This is a genomic window from Alistipes intestinihominis (assembly GCF_040095975.1).
GTDB lineage: Bacteria > Bacteroidota > Bacteroidia > Bacteroidales > Rikenellaceae > Alistipes > Alistipes senegalensis.
The window spans coordinates 34,883-51,114 of record NZ_JBBMFL010000010.1; the positions used below are offsets into that span (position 1 = coordinate 34,883).

A 16,232-nucleotide genomic window follows, 5' to 3' on the forward strand; every position below is an offset into this window, starting at 1 on the left:
ATTTTTCAGAAACGATGAAACACACATTCCCGATACTTGCCGCGGCGCTGTTGTGCGGCGCCTGTGCATTTGCACAGGACGATTGTTACAGCCGTCTGCGAAACGACACCCTGACGATCGGCAACTCCCGGATCGAGCGGAAATTCGTCTGGAACGGCGGAAACCTCGTGACGTACAGCCTGACCGACAAGTCGTCGGGGCAGGTGTGGCTGAACCGCACTCCGGCGCCCGATTTCGAGATTCCCGGCGATGCCGAAGCCTCTGCCGGAACGTATTCGTCGGCCCGGATCGGCGAGACCGTAATCCATCCGGAATACCTGGAAACGACCGTGGAATTTTCGCTGGGCGCGCTTGTCGTCCGGCGGGTCTACCGGATTTACGGGGATACTCCGGCCATTGCCTGCGACACCTACCTGAAAGGACGCGCCGCCGGAGCGCTTGCCGGCGACCGTGCCGCGAACCTCGGCGACCGGAAGAACATCGAGTCGAAAGAGGATATGTGTGCGCTCGGGAGTTCGAACGTGCTCGACCGGTTCAATCCCGGCGGGTTTCATTGGCAGACGCGGATCGTCGAGTTTCAGGACGTTACGGACTGGAACAACAATCTGGTCTTCGAGACCGACGTGATCCCTTACCGGAAGAACCACTACCGGGGCAATCTGCTATTCGCCCGCAGCGGGGAGAACGACCGGGGCTTCTTTTTCCTGAAAGAGGCTCCCTGTTCGAACGTGCAGCCGGCCTATCAGGGTTACGATTTCACGGCCGAATTCGGGAATTTCACGGTTTCGGGGCTCGGTCTTACGGAGCGGGACCTCGACGGCGGGGAGTGGATGAGGGCCTACGGATGCGTCGTCGGCGTCTGGTCGGGCGGGGAGCTGGAGCAGCTGACCGCTCTGCGGAGCTATCAGAAACAGCTGCGGAAACAGCTCCCGGGGCGCGACGAGATGGTGATGATGAACACGTGGGGCGACCGCAGTCAGGATACGAAGGTCAACGAACGCTTTTGTCTGGAGGAGGTCCGGCGGGCCGCACGCCTCGGCATCACGCATTTTCAGATCGACGACGGCTGGCAGGTCGGCAAAAGCCCCAATTCGGCGGTGGCGAAAGGCTCGTTCCGGAACATCTGGGACAATCCCGACTATTGGAAACCCGATCCGGAGAAGTATCCGAACGGTCTGCATTCCGTCGTGGAACTGGGTCGGGAGCTGGGGGTGGAGATCTGCCTCTGGTTCAATCCGAGCGTGCAGGACGGCTATGCCGACTGGGAGAAGGACGCCCGGGCGATGATCGCCCTGCATGACGAATACGGCATCCGCACCTTCAAGATCGACGGTCTTGCGATTCCCGACAAACGCGCCGAGGCCAACCTGCGGCGGTTGTTCGACCGGGTGCTGGCCGAAACGGACGGCAGGGTGGTGTTCAACCTCGACGCCACGGCCGGTCGCCGCGGAGGTTACCACATGTTCAACGAGTACGGCAACGTTTTCCTCGAAAACCGCTATACCGACTGGCAGAACTATTACCCTTACTGGACGCTGCGCAACCTGTGGATGCTGTCGAAATACGTCCCTGCCGAGCGGTTGCAGATCGAATTCCTGAACAAGTGGCGCAATGCCGGAAAATATGCCGGCGACCGCTTCGCTCCGGCGAACTACGGTTTCGGATACCTTTTCGCCGTGACGATGGCCGGGCAGCCGCTGGCCTGGATGGAGGCGGGAGGGCTTCCCGACGAGGCGCTGGCCCTCGGCCGGGAGATCGGACGTTACAAGGAGGTGCAGCACGATTTCCACAGCGGGGTGATCCTGCCCGTGGGCGACGAACCGTCGGGACGGTCGTGGACCGGATTCCAGTCGCTGAACGGCGACCGGGGCTATTTCATCTTCTTCCGCGAGCAGCATCCCGACCGGCGGACCCGTATCGGAACGTGGCTGCCGGAGGGGGCGACGGTGCGGCTGACGCCCGTGCTGGGCAGCGGGAAGGCTGCCGTGCGGAAGGCTGGCCGCCGCGGAGAGCTGGAAGTGGAACTGCCGTCGCCCGACGACTATGCGATGTACCGTTATGAGATAATCCGTAAACCGAAACCCTGAATTTACGAATCTGAAACGAACATGAAAACGCTGACAAAATTTGCAATAACGCTCGCCCTGTCGTTCCTCGCGGTGACGGGAGTTCGGGCGCAGGACCTTATCGCCAACGTTTACGGACGCGAGATGCAGTCGCTGAACGGGAAATGGGACGCCATCGTCGATCTCTACGATCAGGGACGCAAGAACAAGATTTACCTGAACCGCAAACCCGAGGGGAAAACCGATTTTTACGAATATGCGTTCGAAAACGGGCTGCGGCTGGATGTTCCCTCGGACTGGAACTCCCAGACGCCCGAACTGAAATACTACGAAGGTACGGTCTGGTACGCCCGGCGGTTCGACGCTCCGCGGCAGGACGGACGGCGGCTGTTCCTCCATTTCGGGGCCGTAAGCTACCGTTGCCGGGTCTATCTCAACGGCGAGGAGATCGGGAGCCACGAGGGCGGTTTCACGCCTTTCCGAATCGAGGTGACCGGCAGACTGAAACCGGCGGATAATTTCCTCGCCGTGGAGGTGAACAACACGCGCACGCCCGATGCCATTCCGGCAATGGCTTTCGACTGGTGGAATTACGGCGGCATCACGCGCGACGTGTCGCTCGTCAGCGTTCCCGAAGCCTTCGTCGAGGACTATTTCATTCGTCTCGACAAGGATTCCGCCGACCGGATCAGCGCCGATGTCCGGTTGTCGGGGGCTCCTGCCGGGACCTCCGTGCTGGTCGAGATTCCCGAACTGAAAGTCCGGGAGACGGCTTCCGCCGACGAACGGGGTGCGGCGGCGCTTTCGTTCCGGGTGAAGAGCCTGAAACGCTGGTCGCCCGAGGACCCGAAACTCTACCGGGTGATCGTCTCCGCGGGCCGCGACCGGGTCGAGGAGATGATCGGTTTCCGCAACGTGCGGGTCGAGGGCGAGGACATTTATCTCAACGGCGCGCCCGTGTTCCTCAAATCGGTCAGCTTCCACGAGGAGATACCGCAGCGCATGGGCCGCGCGTTCTCCGAGTCGGACGCCGTGATGCTGTTGTCCGAGGCTCGGGCGCTGGGCTGCAACATGATCCGCCTGGCCCACTACCCTCAGAACGAATACATCGTCCGTCTGGCCGAAAAGATGGGTTTCATGCTTTGGGAGGAGATTCCGGTCTGGCAGGGCATCGACTTCGCCAACGACGCCACCCGGCAGAAGGCGGGCCGCATGATCCGCGAGATGGTCGGACGCGACAGAAACCGCTGCGCGCTGACTTTCTGGGGTGTGGCCAACGAGACGCAGCCGTCGGAACCCCGCAATGAATTTCTCCGCTACCTGATCTCCTGCTGCCGGGAGTTGGACGACACGCGGCTGATCGTCGCGGCTTTCGATCTGGTGCGGTTCGACCGCGACCGTCAGCTGTTCGTGATGGACGATCCGTTCATCGAGGCGCTGGATGTCGTGGCGGTCAACAAATACATGGGCTGGTACCATCCGTGGCCCGTCACGCCCGATCGGGCTGTGTGGGACGTTGCGCGGGGGAAACCGCTCATCATCTCCGAATTCGGCGGCGAGGCCCTTTACGGACAGCACGGCGCGGCCGATACGGCCAGTTCGTGGAGCGAAGAGTATCAGGAGGCCCTTTACCGGGACAACCTCTGCATGTTCGAGAACATTCCCAACCTGCGGGGCGTGTCGCCGTGGATTCTCTTCGATTTCCGTTCGCCGTTCCGGTTCCATCCCACGAATCAGGAGGGCTGGAACCGCAAGGGGCTGGTTTCGGACCGGGGATACCGCAAGAAAGCGTGGTATCTGATGAAAGCCTATTACGATAAACGCTAAAAATACAAGACGATGAAGAAGATATTGCTATGTATGGGGCTGTCCGCGCTGTTCGCGGGTTGCGGCGGCCGGGAAAAACCGCTGGCGGAGGTCGTGGACGAGGCGCTGGCCCGGGCCGAGCGGCAGGTGCTGCTGATGGCCGAAAAGTACAGCGGCCGCGAAGGCCGCCTGCCGCGCACGTGGGAGAACGACGAGGACGTTTCGTCGGATTCGCGCTGGTGGTGCAGCGGATTTTTTCCGGGAACGCTGTGGTACGTGTATGAAAACAGCCGCGATCCGAAGGTTTTGGAATACGCCCGGATGTACACCGCGCGCGTCGAACGCGAGAAGTATACGACCGACAACCACGACGTGGGATTCATGCTGTATTGCAGTTTCGGCAACGGACTGCGCCTCACCGGGGACAAGTCCTACGAAGAGGTGCTGCTCACCGGAGCCCGGTCGCTGGCGACGCGTTTCAAGCCGGAAGTGGGTCTGATCCGCTCGTGGGACCACAACCGCGACAAGTGGCAGTACCCGGTCATCATCGACAACATGATGAACCTCGAACTCCTGCTGTGGGCGGCCGGTTATTCGGGCGACGAATCCTTCCGGGAGATGGCGGTTTCGCACGCCGACAAGACGATGGAATATCATTACCGCCCCGATTTCAGTTCGTGGCACGTGGTCTCCTACGACACGGTTTCGGGCAAACCCCATGTCCGGCAGACCCATCAGGGCTTCTCCGACGATTCGGCATGGAGCCGCGGACAGGCGTGGGGGCTCTACGGCTACACCTGCATGTTCCGTCTGACGGGGGAGGAACGTTATCTGCAACAGGCCCGCCGCATCGCGGCGTTCCTTCTGAACCATCCGAATATGCCGGCCGACGGGGTTCCCTACTGGGATTTCGATTCTCCGGAGATTCCCGACACGCCCCGCGATGCTTCGGCCGCGGCGATCATGGCTTCGGCGCTGATCGAACTGAGCGGTTTCGCAGAGGGCGCCGAGGCGGACGAATACCTGGCTTTCGCCGAAAAGCAGATCCGCAGTCTGGCTTCGCCGGAATATACCGCACCGGAGGGGACCAACGGGGATTTCATTCTCATGCACTCCACGGGGGCCTATCCCTTCTCGTCCGAGGTGGACGTGCCGCTGACCTATGCGGACTATTATTACCTGGAGGCCCTCACCCGCCTCAAACGCAGATTGCAGTCATGAGACTCTTTCACAAATACGCGCTGTTGTTGTGTTGTCTGGGCGTGTCGGGCGTCCGGGCGCAGGAGCCGGCGATGAATTACGACGAATCACGGGTTCCGGCCTACACGCTGCCCGATCCGTTGACGATGTCCGACGGCCGGAGGGTCGCCGACACCGAAGGCTGGATGTCCGAACGCCGTCCCGAACTCCTCGCCCTGTTCGAGTCGCAGATCTACGGAAAGGCGCCCGGGCGTCCCGAAGGAGTGCATTTCGAAGTGCTGAGCGAAGACCGTTACGCCCTGAGCAACATGGCCACCCGGAAGGAGATCGCGGTCTATTTCACCGACGACGAAGAACACTTCATGACCCTCCTGCTGTACGTGCCCAACAAACGCACGGATGCCGTTCCGGTGTTCCTCGGGCTGAATTTCAAGGGCAACCATACGATTTGCGACGATCCGCTCGTCACGCCCTCGACGCTTCGGACGGAGCCGGGGAAAGGCCCCTCCGAGGGATTTCCGCGGGCTGCGGCGGCTTCGCGCTGGCCGGTCGAGATGCTGATCGCCAACGGCTACGGGCTGGCGACCGTCTACCGCGGCGACATAGATCCCGATTACGACGACGGCTTCCAAAACGGCGTCCATCCGTTGTTCTACCGCGACGGCCAGACCCGTCCTGCTCCCGACGAATGGGGTACGATCGCCGCATGGGCCTGGGGGCTCAGCCGGGCGATGGATTACCTCGAAACCGACGAGGATGTCGATGCCGGGCGCGTGGCGGTCATCGGTCATTCGCGCCTCGGGAAGGCCGCGCTGTGGGCGGGAGCCGTCGATACGCGTTTCGCCCTGGTCGTTTCCAACGATTCGGGGTGCGGAGGCGCGGCATTGGCCCGGCGTCGGTATGCGGAGACGGTGGCCCGGATAAACCGGCTTTTCCCGCACTGGTTCTGCGACAATTACAAACGCTACGCCGGCGACGAGGACGCGCTGCCCGTGGACCAGCACGAACTCATCGCACTGATAGCTCCCCGTCCGGTTTACATAGCGAGTGCGGCCGAGGACAAGTGGGCCGACGTGAAAGGCGAGTTTCTCGCGGGAGTCCATGCCACTCCCGTCTACGAGCTGTTCGGATCGGAGGGGCTTTACGGCACGGAGCCGCCGCCGGCCGACGAACCCTGCATGTCGGGCCGGATCGGTTACCACGTCCGTTCGGGCGGCCACGACATCACGCTTTACGACTGGCGGCAATTCGTGAAGTTTGCCGACAACTATTTGAAATAACCCTAAAACAAACGACGATACATGAAAAACCGGTTTCTAAAACTGTTCCTTGCCATCGTGTTCCTGGAAACTTTCCCTTCGGCGTCCGCGCAGACCTGCGAAGTGGACCTTTCGGGAGAGTGGCGGTTCCAGACGGACGTGATGGATTTCCGCCGAGGATCGCTTTCGCCCAGGTACAACCATGAACTTCAAGAGACGATCACGCTTCCCGGCATCACCGACGACTACAAGATCGGGTATGAATCTCCCTACCGGCATGTCGATCGCCTGACGCGCGTCTACGAGTATATGGGTCCGGCGTGGTACCAGCGCGACATCGAGTTTCCCGCCGACTGGAAGGGCAAGCGCATCTTCCTCTATTTCGAACGTACGCACTGGCTCAGTTCGGTGTGGGTGGACACCAAGGAGGTGAGCCGCATCGACTATATCAGCGTTCCGCACAACCACGACCTGACCGATTTCGTCACTCCGGGAAAGACGCACCGTATCACGGTGTGCATCGACAACCGCTTCCAGTACAATACCCACAAGTGGGACCACGCCCATACGGAGTTCACGCAGATCAACTGGAACGGCATTCTCGGCGAAATGAAACTGGTGGCCGTGGACCCGGTCTTCGTCGAGGACATGCAGCTTTACCCGCGCATTTCGGACCGGAGCGTCGAGGTGCGGATGACGATCGCCAACCATACCCGGAAGCCGTTCGAAGGCAAGGCGCTGTTCACCGTCTCGGGGAACGGGCTCGAACTGACCCGGGAAGTGCCCGTGAGCGGCGACGGGGAGACGGCAGACCTGACGGAACGCATTCCGCTGGGGCGGGATGCGAAACTGTGGGACGAATTCGATCCGAATCTTTATACGGTGACGTGCCGGCTGGCGACGACCGTCGGCGGACGAGCCTGCGAGCATGAAAAATCGGTTGTGTTCGGCCTGCGCGAGGTGGCTCAGGGCCGCAACCATGTGCTGCTGAACGGCCGTCCGATCCACCTGCGGGGTACGGTCGAGAACGCCGTTTTCCCGAAAACGGGACACGCGCCGCTCGACGATGCCGAGTGGGAGCGGATCATGCGGATCGTCAAGGAGTACGGCTTGAACCACGTCCGTTTCCATTCGTGGTGTCCTCCGGCCGCCGCTTTCCGCATGGCCGACAAGTACGGCGTCTATTTCGAGATCGAAATGCCCATGTGGGGCAAGGATGCCGAGCCCGACGAGGCGCGCTACGACTTTTTCCGGCGTGAAATGCGGGCGATCCTCCGCGAATACGGCAACCATCCGTCGTTCGTGCTCTACTGCAACGGCAACGAGATCACCGGCAATTTCGACTTCATCGAGGAGCTGACCTCCGACGGGCGCAAACTCGACACGCGCCATCTTTACAGCGGTTCGACCGCCCGCACACGGGTGCCTTCCGACCAGTATTACGTTTCGCAGCAGACCAACAAGGGGCCCGTGAAGGTGTACGAAGGCCGTCCTTCGACCGACTGGGACCGCAGCGTCGAGTCGGATGTGGACGTGCCCGTCATTTCCCACGAGTCGGGACAGCGGTGCGTATATCCCGATTTCCGGGAGATCGAGAAGTTCACGGGGCCGGTGCAGGCCCGGAATTTCGAGCTGTGGCGCGAAATATTGGAGGCGAACGGGATGCTCGATCAGGCCCACGATTTCTTCCGGGCGTCGGGAGCGCTGACCGTCGTGGAGTACAAGGCCGTGATCGAGGCGCTGCTCCGTTCGTCCAAGTCGGCCGGATTCCAGCTGCTGTCGCTCAACGATTTTCCGGGGCAGGGCTATGCTCCGGTGGGTGTGCTCGATCCGTTCTGGGATTCCAAAGGGCTGGTGACGCCCGAGGACTGGCGGGCGTTCTGCGCTCCGACGGTGGCTCTGCTGCGCTATCCGAAAAGCGCGTGGTTCTGCGATGAGACCTTCACGGCGAAAGCCGAGGTGTACAATTTCAGCGGCTCGGCCCTCCGGAATGCGAAAATCCGCTGGTCGATGACCGACAGCGCCGGAAAGACCGTCGCCAGGGGATCGCTGAAAACGCAGACCGTCGGCGTCGATGGCGTTTTCCCGGTCGGGGAGTTCTCGATCCCCCTGAACAAGGTGGAGGGAGCGCAGAAAATGACCGTGCATCTGAGCGTCGGCGGGGAGATCGGCAACAGCTGGGACATCTGGGTCTTCCCGCGCAATCCGTCGCTGATGCGGTCGGACGACGACGTGCTCTATACGACGGAGTTCGACGACCGGGCGAAATCGTATCTGGCCGCCGGGAAAAAGGTGGTCTTCACCCCTGCGCCGGGCAAGGTCAAAGGGCGTAAATCGACTTTCCACAACCATTTCTGGAATCCGATCATGTTCGCTTGGGCGCCTATGACCATCGGCTGTCTGATCCATGCCGACGAACCGGTATTCGCCGATTTCCCGACATCGTACCACACCGACTGGCAGTGGTGGGACATTCTGGAAAATGCCAAGGTGATTGAGATGCAGCAGACGCCGCGCGAACTCTGTCCGTTTATCCAGGTGATCGACAGTTTCGACAACAACGAAAAGCTGGGCATCGGCTTCGAAGCCCGCGTCGGCGGCGGCCGGCTGCTCGTGCTGGCCGTCGATACCCGGAAGAAACTCGACGAGCGTCCCGCGACGCGCCAGCTGCTCGAAAGCATCGACAAATACGTCCGGAGCGATCGTTTCGATCCTCAGGTCGAGCTGGACGAATCGTTCATCCGTTCCTTCGTCCGATAAACCGTGAATCGCATGAACAGAAAGACGATACTGCTCTGCGGCTTTTTGCTGACGGCTCTCGTCGGAGGGGCGCAGGAGCTGAAAATGACCGGAAGCGCTCTGCTGACGCAGGTTTTCGGCGAGTCCGTCGAATCCGACGAACCGCTTCCGATGAACGATCTCGGGATGGAGTTCGGCTATGTGCTCTATGAAGCGGAGGTGACGCTTCCCGGAGGCGATGCGGAATTGGAGCTGGCGAACGTGCGGGACTATGCCGCGGTGTATCTCGACGGGGAGTTCCGGGGTACGATGACGGACAGCCGGAAAACGCTGACGCTGCATGCCGAAGCGGGATCTCATGCGCTGCAACTCTATGTGGAGAATATCGGCCGCATCACCTACGGTCCGGAGATCCTCGACAATTCGAAAGGGTTGTTCGGCAGCGTCCGTCTCGGCGGCGAAGAGGTCGCCGGCTGGAGGATCACGCCGCTCGAAGTCCGCGATGCCGACACGGAGTCGCTCGATTTCGGTCCTCTGGGGCCCTGCAACGTTCCCTGCTTCCGCCGTGGGTATTTCGACTGTGCGGCCGGAAACGGCGTCTATCTCGACGTGTCGGGATGGGGGATGGGCGAGGTGTGGATCAACGGCCGTTACCTGGGCGCCTTCTGGGACGAGGAGAAGCAGCAGTCGATCCGGATTCCGGACGACGTTCTGGAACCGAAAGGGAACCGGATCGTCGTTTTCGACATCAGGAACAACGATCCGGATGCGGCGATGCGTCTTTCGGACAAACCCGTGTTCAAATAATCAGTACGAATAATCAATACGACCGAATGAAAAAGATCCTTATCCTCTGCCTGGCGGCGGTCTCCGTGGCCGGAGCCCGGGCACAGAAAACACACGGACGCATACCCGTTTACAAGGACGCGTCCCGTCCCGTCGAGGAGCGCGTCGGGGACCTGCTGTCGAGAATGACCCTCGAAGAGAAGGTCATGCAGCTCAACCAATATACGCTCGGCCGGAACGACAACGCCAACAACATGGCCGATCCGGTGAACGACATTCCGGCCGAAATCGGCTCGCTCATCTATTACGGCAGTTCCCCCGAACTGAGGAACCGGGTGCAGCGCAAAGCCGTGGAGGAGTCGCGGCTCGGCATTCCGATTCTCTTCGGGCACGACGTGATACACGGTTTCCGCACGACCTATCCGATCTCGCTGGCGCAGGCTTGTTCGTGGAATCCCGGTCTGGTGGAAAAGGCCGCCGGGGTCGCCGCGCAGGAGGCCCGGATGTCGGGAGTGGACTGGACCTTCTCCCCGATGATCGACGTGGCGCGCGATCCCCGTTGGGGGCGTGTGGCCGAAGGTTATGGCGAGGACCCCTACGCCAATGCGGTCTTCGGTGCGGCCACGGTGAAGGGCTATCAGGGCGACGATCTGTCGGACGACCGCCATGTGGCTGCCTGCCTCAAACATTTCGCAGGTTACGGCGCTTCGGAGGCGGGGCGCGACTACGTGTACACGGAGATTTCGCGGCAGACGCTCTGGGATACCTACCTGCCGCCCTACGAGGCGGGCATAAAGGCCGGAGCCGCAACGGTGATGAGCAGTTTCAACGACATCAGCGGAACTCCCGGATCGGCCAACCGCTATCTCATGACCGAGGTGCTTAAAGAGCGGTGGGGACACGACGGGTTCGTCGTGTCGGATTGGGGCGCCATCCAGCAGTTGAGGTCCCAGGGCGTTGCCGCCGACAAGAAGGAGGCGGCTGAAAAAGCCTTCGTCGCGGGACTCGAAATGGATATGATGAACCGCTGTTACGACGCCCATCTGGCCGAACTGGTCCGTGAGGGGCGTGTCTCGCAGGCGCAGCTCGACGATGCCGTCCGGCGGGTGCTTCGGGTGAAATTCCGGCTGGGACTGTTCGAAAGGCCCTACACTCCGGATTCGACCGAAGAGGAACGTTTCCTGTTGCCCGAGAGCCTCCGGATCGCCGAGGAGCTGGCCGCGGAGTCGATGGTGCTGTTGAAGAACGAAGGCGACGTGCTGCCGCTGAAAGGCGTCCGCCGGATCGCGGTCGTCGGTCCCATTGCCAAAAGCCGTTATCACCTGCTGGGATCGTGGTCCTCGAAAGGCGATGCGGAGGACGTGGTGAGCGTCTTCGCGGGACTGGAAGCGGAATACGGGGACAAAGCGGAACTGCTCTATGCCCAGGGCTGCAACTTCGACGGAGAGGATGCTTCCGGCTTCGGGGAGGCCGTCGCCGCGGCGTCCGCCGCCGACGTGGTGGTGCTTTGTCTAGGCGAGAAGCGGGATTGGAGCGGTGAGAACGCTTCGCGCTCCTCGATCGCGCTGCCCGAAATTCAGGAACGGCTGGCGCGCGAACTGGCGAAGACCGGCAAGCCGATCGTGCTGGTGCTTTCGAGCGGCCGTCCGTTGGAGCTGTGCCGGCTCGAACCGCTGAGCGCGGCCATCGTCCAGATGTGGCAGCCCGGTCTGAGGGGCGGCGGTCCGCTTGCGGGAATCCTCGCGGGACGGATCAATCCGTCGGGCCGGCTGGCGATGACCTTTCCCTATTCGACCGGCCAGATACCTATTTATTATAACCACCGCCAGAGCGCACGCACGCATCAGGGCAAGTATCAGGACATTCCCAGTACGCCGCTGTACGGGTTCGGCCACGGGCTCAGCTACACCACGTTCGAATACGGCGATCTGAAACCGTCGGCCGTGACGTTCCGGCGCGGTGACAAAGTGACGGTCGAGATCGCCGTGACCAACACCGGAAAGATGGACGGAGCCGAAACGGTCCATTGGTTCGTGTCGGACCCGGTGTGCACGATCTCGCGTCCGGTCCGGGAGCTGAAACATTTCGAGAAACAGCCGATCCGGTGCGGCGAAACGCATCTCTTCCGGTTCGAGATCGACCCCGAGCGGGATTTGAGTTTCACGGACGGCGACGGCCGGAGATTCCTCGAAACGGGCGATTACTATGTGATCGTCAAGGACCGGAAAGTGAAACTGACGCTGACGGAGTAGCCTCCGGCGGAGGTCGCGCCGAAACTGCCCGTGCGAAATTCGTTTCGCACGGGTGGTTTGTGTTTTCCTCGCCTCGTTCCCGGCCGGGTTTCGGTGTCGCAACGACACTTTTATGGGGCACACCGTTTCTCCGCGCCGCATCCGATTCGATTTTTTGCTATCTTTGTCTTTCGATAAGTCGTGAAAGTATGCCGAAAAGTCGTTGCTGTCTGCTGTTCCTCTTGCTGTCGGGCCTGCAAGCTGCGGCACAGCATCCCGACGACGAATACTATCCCTATGCCGAACGCGAGGAGCTGCGCGAGACGCTTGCGACCGATTCCGCGATCTTCTACCGCGCCGTGCAGGGCGTTTCGGACCTCTACGGCGACCATACCGACTTCAATCTGCCGCAGGTGGCGCGGAAGCGCCGCGGGTTGGATCACCGCGCCGTGCGCACGTCGCTCTCGGGCGTGGATTTGTCCTATCGTTATCTGCCGCTTCTGCGCCTGCTGGGGGCCGAAGAGGAGCGTTGCGCGGGGCTTGCGGCGGCGCCCGGGGAGTGGGCTCCTGCCGGCGGCGTGAGGATGTTCCGGTTCCCGGAAGGGGAGCCGCTGCAACCTTATTTCGCTTCGGTGCGCTTCACTGACCGCAACTATCTTTTCGGGGCCCGGGTCGCCGCTTCCGGGACCCTCGGCAGCGGATGGAGCCTTTCGGCCGCCGCCGATGTCCGCACGGGCCGCGACATGCACGTCGAAGGGGTCTTCACCAACGCCCTGACCGCCGGACTGCGCCTCGCGCGGCGCTTCGGTCCGGGGCACGAACTCGCCCTGCTCTGCATCGTGCCGCCCTCGACGCGGGGCACGCGCCTCTCCTCCTCCGAGGAGGCTTTTTCGCTGACGGGCGACCGGCTCTACAACCCTGCGTGGGGATTTCAGGACGGCCGGGTCCGCAACTCCCGCGTGCGGCGCGAGACGATCCCGCTGGCCGTCGTCACCTACGGCGTTCCGCTGTCGCCCGCGACCTCGTTCACGGCGGCTTTCGGCGTCGAGGCGGGCATTTCGAAATACAGCGTGCTCGACTGGTACGACGCCCGGACGCCGATGCCCGACAATTACCGCTACCTGCCGAGCTACGCCGGCGACCGGGAGACCGAACTGGCGTGGCGTTCGAACGACCCGCGCTTCACGCAGATCGACTGGGACGAACTGATCCGCCGCAACCGCATGGCCGGAGGGCACGCGGTCTATGCGTTGGAGGACCGCGCCGAACGGCTCTGCAACCTCTCGCTGAACGCACTTTTCACCACCGATCCGGACCCGCGGCTGACACTCCGTTACGGGGTCGCCCTCCGGCGCGGGACGACCCGTTCCTACAAACAGATGCGCGATCTGCTGGGTGCGGAGTACGTCACCGACATCGACCGGTTCCTGGTCGATGACGACACGTACAGCAATCTGTTGCAGAACGATCTGCGGCATCCCGACCGTACGATCCGCGAGGGCGGCCGCTTCGGCTACGACTATGCGCTCACCGTCCGCACGGCCTCGGTCCGGGTGCAGGCCGACTACCGCTCCGACCGCTTCCGGGCCGATCTCTTCGCCGAGCTGGGCAGCGGGGCCGTCAGCCGCCGGGGCTATTATGAAAAGGAGCTCTTTCCCGGGGCGCAGTCCTACGGACGCTCGCGGGTGATGCGCTTCACGCCCTATGCTTTCCGGGTCCTTGCCGGCTGGGCCTTCACCCCGCGCTGTTACCTCGAAGCCGCCCTGCTGGCCGACGCGCGGATACCCGCAGCGGAGGACCTCTTCTATCAGCCCCTTTACAACAACCGCACGATCGACGATCCCGTGCCCGAACGCACCTCCGCCGCCGAACTCGGCTGGCGCCTCACGGGCCCCGTCCTCGATTTGCAGGTCACGGCCTTCGCCGTGCTGACGCTCGACGGCACCGAGACGCGCCGCTATTACGACGACATGGCCTCGGTCTACTGCGATATGTCCGTCACCGGGATCGGACGCCTCTCCTGCGGTGTCGAAGCCGCCGCCGACATCCGGTTGTCCTACCGCTGGCGGCTGTCGCTGGCCGCCTCGGCGGGACGTTACAAATACGCCCGCGATCCGGTCGTCACGGTGATTTCCGACGTGGACAATTCGGCCGTGGACATGCGTGCCGTCAGCCGCATGGGCGGCTGCGAGACGGGAGGCGCTCCGCAGCTGACCGCCGCGGCCGAACTGGCCTGGTTCGGGACGAAAGGGTGGGGATGCCGCGCTTCGGCAGGCTTCGCCGGACGGCGTTTCGTCGAGCCGATGCCCCTGCGCCGCACCGACCGCATCGCCGGGCAGGCGGGCATCACGCACGAGGCTTTCGACGCCTTCACCCGGCAGGAGCGGCTGGCGGACGCCTTTACGCTGGATGCGTCGTTCTTCAAAACCGTCCGGTTCGATCGCTCGCGGCTGACCGCGGCGCTGATGCTGCGCAACCTGTTGGGCGACGCCGATACGCCCTACGGCGGTTACGAATCGTTACGTGTGCGCCGCATCCGGCCGGGCGACGACACCCTTTACACGCCCCATGCCACGCGCTACACCTATGCGTGGCCCCGTTCGTTCTATCTTACAATCTCTTACCGATTCTGAGCGGATCGTAAAAAAACGTCCGGTTTTTTTGGATTTTACGATGAAATTCGTATTTTGTAAGGGCGAAAGAACCCTAAAACTTCCAAAACCATGATTATCGGTATTCCAAAAGAGATCAAGAACAATGAGAATCGCATTGCTCTTACCCCTGCGGGCGCTCAGGAGTTCGTGAAGCGGGGACACAAGGTTTATGTGCAGGCTTCGGCCGGTGTGAACAGCGGTTTTGCCGATGATGATTATATAGGTGTGGGGGCCGAGGTGCTCCCCACCATCGAAGAGGTCTATGCCCGGGCCGAAATGATCCTCAAGGTCAAGGAGCCGATCGCCCCCGAGTACAAACTCATCCGCCGTGACCAGCTGGTCTTCACCTATTTCCATTTCGCCAGCAGCGAACCCCTCACGCGGGCCATGATCGACAGCGGGGCCGTCTGCTGCGCCTATGAAACCGTCGAACGCGCCGACCGTTCGCTGCCGCTGCTGATTCCGATGTCGGAGGTCGCAGGCCGCATGGCGACGCAGGAGGGGCGTTATTTCCTCGAAAAACCCCGCGGCGGCAAAGGCGTGCTGCTGGGCGGCGTCCCGGGGGTGAAACCCGCCAAGGTCTTCGTGATCGGCGCCGGGGTGGTCGGTACGGCCGCCGCGCGCACGGCCGCCGGAACGGGCGCCGACGTTACGATCTGCGACATCTCGCTGCAACGTCTGACCTATCTGGCCGACGTGATGCCCAAGAACGTCAAGACGCTGATGTCCTCCGAATACAACATCCGTCAGGAGCTGAAACACGCCGATCTGGTGATCGGCTCGGTGCTGATTCCGGGCGCCAAGGCCCCGAAACTCGTCACGCGTGACATGCTGAAAGATATGGAGCCCGGCACGGTGATGGTGGACGTGGCCATCGACCAGGGCGGCTGCTTCGAGACATCGCATCCCACCACCCACGAAGACCCCGTTTATTATGTCGATGGGATGCTCCACTACTGCGTGGCCAATATCCCGGGCGCCGTGCCCCGCACCTCGACCCTCGCGCTCACCAACGCCACGCTTCCCTATGCCATCCAGCTGGCCGACAAGGGCTGGCGGCGCGCTGCGAAGGAGAATCCCGAACTGGCTTCGGGTCTGAACATCATCGGCGGCAAGGTGGTCTGCAAACCCGTCGCCGACGCCTGGGGGCTGCCTTACGAACCGCTGGAACTCTGACGCTTCCGGCTCCGCGGCGGCCTTCCGGGTACCGGAACGCTCCGAAAGGCCGCCGCGATGCCGCAAACCGGCCGGTTATCATCCGAAAATTCGGCGCCATTCTTTTTGAAATTCTTGAAAAATTTGTATATTTGCAAGTAAACGAATGGGTTACGATGGTCGTTCGTGTTTCGAACCGTGCGAAAAACAGGCCGGAATATCATGCGATTCGTAGGAATACGGCGGGTTTTCATTACAGATCGTAATCAAAAGGTCCCGAAATTTAGGTACGAGGTTCGGCGGTGTGCGGGGTGTTCCGGATGCCGGGCACCGGAC

General features: G+C 62.0%; 9 protein-coding genes. All 9 read left to right on the forward strand.

Annotation, left to right across the window (positions count from 1 at the left end; all coding sequences use genetic code 11):
* The first annotated feature begins 14 nt into the window (after nucleotides 1–14).
* The 9 genes from WMO46_RS09475 (at nucleotide 15) to ald (ending at nucleotide 15,917) form a co-directional block, all read left to right on the forward strand.
* Nucleotides 15–2,087, forward strand: coding sequence for an alpha-galactosidase (locus WMO46_RS09475; protein ID WP_349094240.1), 2,073 nt, complete (start codon nucleotides 15–17; stop codon nucleotides 2,085–2,087).
* 21 nt (nucleotides 2,088–2,108) lie between these two features.
* Nucleotides 2,109–3,893: a glycoside hydrolase family 2 protein gene (locus WMO46_RS09480; protein WP_349094241.1), complete on the forward strand. Its 1,785-nt coding sequence runs from the start codon at nucleotides 2,109–2,111 to the stop codon at nucleotides 3,891–3,893.
* A 12-nt stretch (nucleotides 3,894–3,905) separates the two neighbouring features.
* Complete coding sequence (locus WMO46_RS09485; RefSeq protein ID WP_349094242.1) at nucleotides 3,906–5,093, forward strand: glycoside hydrolase family 88 protein; 1,188 nt, start codon at nucleotides 3,906–3,908, stop codon at nucleotides 5,091–5,093.
* Nucleotides 5,090–6,352 carry a glucuronyl esterase domain-containing protein gene (locus tag WMO46_RS09490; RefSeq protein ID WP_349094243.1) on the forward strand — a complete coding sequence of 421 codons (1,263 nt, stop codon included), beginning with the start codon at nucleotides 5,090–5,092 and terminating at the stop codon, nucleotides 6,350–6,352. The genes WMO46_RS09485 and WMO46_RS09490 overlap by 4 nt, the downstream gene beginning before the upstream one ends.
* 21 nt (nucleotides 6,353–6,373) lie before the next feature.
* The gene (locus tag WMO46_RS09495) at nucleotides 6,374–9,091 is read left to right on the forward strand and encodes a sugar-binding domain-containing protein (protein WP_349094244.1); all 2,718 of its coding nucleotides are present in this window, start codon (nucleotides 6,374–6,376) and stop codon (nucleotides 9,089–9,091) included.
* Nucleotides 9,092–9,103: 12 nt separating this feature from the next.
* Complete coding sequence (locus WMO46_RS09500; protein WP_349094245.1) at nucleotides 9,104–9,877, forward strand: beta-galactosidase; 774 nt, start codon at nucleotides 9,104–9,106, stop codon at nucleotides 9,875–9,877.
* 26 nt (nucleotides 9,878–9,903) lie between these two features.
* Nucleotides 9,904–12,108 (forward strand): glycoside hydrolase family 3 N-terminal domain-containing protein, encoded by a 2,205-nt coding sequence (locus WMO46_RS09505; RefSeq protein ID WP_349094246.1) that lies wholly within the window; start codon nucleotides 9,904–9,906, stop codon nucleotides 12,106–12,108.
* 188 nt (nucleotides 12,109–12,296) lie between these two features.
* The gene (locus WMO46_RS09510) at nucleotides 12,297–14,720 is read left to right on the forward strand and encodes a TonB-dependent receptor (protein ID WP_349094247.1); all 2,424 of its coding nucleotides are present in this window, start codon (nucleotides 12,297–12,299) and stop codon (nucleotides 14,718–14,720) included.
* Between the two features lie 90 nt (nucleotides 14,721–14,810).
* Nucleotides 14,811–15,917 carry an alanine dehydrogenase gene (gene ald / locus WMO46_RS09515; RefSeq protein ID WP_349094248.1) on the forward strand — a complete coding sequence of 369 codons (1,107 nt, stop codon included), beginning with the start codon at nucleotides 14,811–14,813 and terminating at the stop codon, nucleotides 15,915–15,917.
* The last annotated feature ends 315 nt before the right edge of the window (nucleotides 15,918–16,232 follow it).

Bases quoted from the DNA above. Each gene is read 5' to 3' on its own strand.
- WMO46_RS09480 (WP_349094241.1), top strand. From the start codon at position 2,109: ATGAAAACGCTGACAAAATTTGCAATAACGCTCGCCCTGTCGTTCCTC.
- WMO46_RS09485 (WP_349094242.1), top strand. From the start codon at position 3,906: ATGAAGAAGATATTGCTATGTATGGGGCTGTCCGCGCTGTTCGCGGGT.
- WMO46_RS09505 (WP_349094246.1), top strand. From the start codon at position 9,904: ATGAAAAAGATCCTTATCCTCTGCCTGGCGGCGGTCTCCGTGGCCGGA.
- WMO46_RS09490 (WP_349094243.1), top strand. From the start codon at position 5,090: ATGAGACTCTTTCACAAATACGCGCTGTTGTTGTGTTGTCTGGGCGTG.
- WMO46_RS09475 (WP_349094240.1), top strand. From the start codon at position 15: ATGAAACACACATTCCCGATACTTGCCGCGGCGCTGTTGTGCGGCGCC.
- WMO46_RS09495 (WP_349094244.1), top strand. From the start codon at position 6,374: ATGAAAAACCGGTTTCTAAAACTGTTCCTTGCCATCGTGTTCCTGGAA.
- WMO46_RS09500 (WP_349094245.1), top strand. From the start codon at position 9,104: ATGAACAGAAAGACGATACTGCTCTGCGGCTTTTTGCTGACGGCTCTC.
- ald (WP_349094248.1), top strand. From the start codon at position 14,811: ATGATTATCGGTATTCCAAAAGAGATCAAGAACAATGAGAATCGCATT.
- WMO46_RS09510 (WP_349094247.1), top strand. From the start codon at position 12,297: ATGCCGAAAAGTCGTTGCTGTCTGCTGTTCCTCTTGCTGTCGGGCCTG.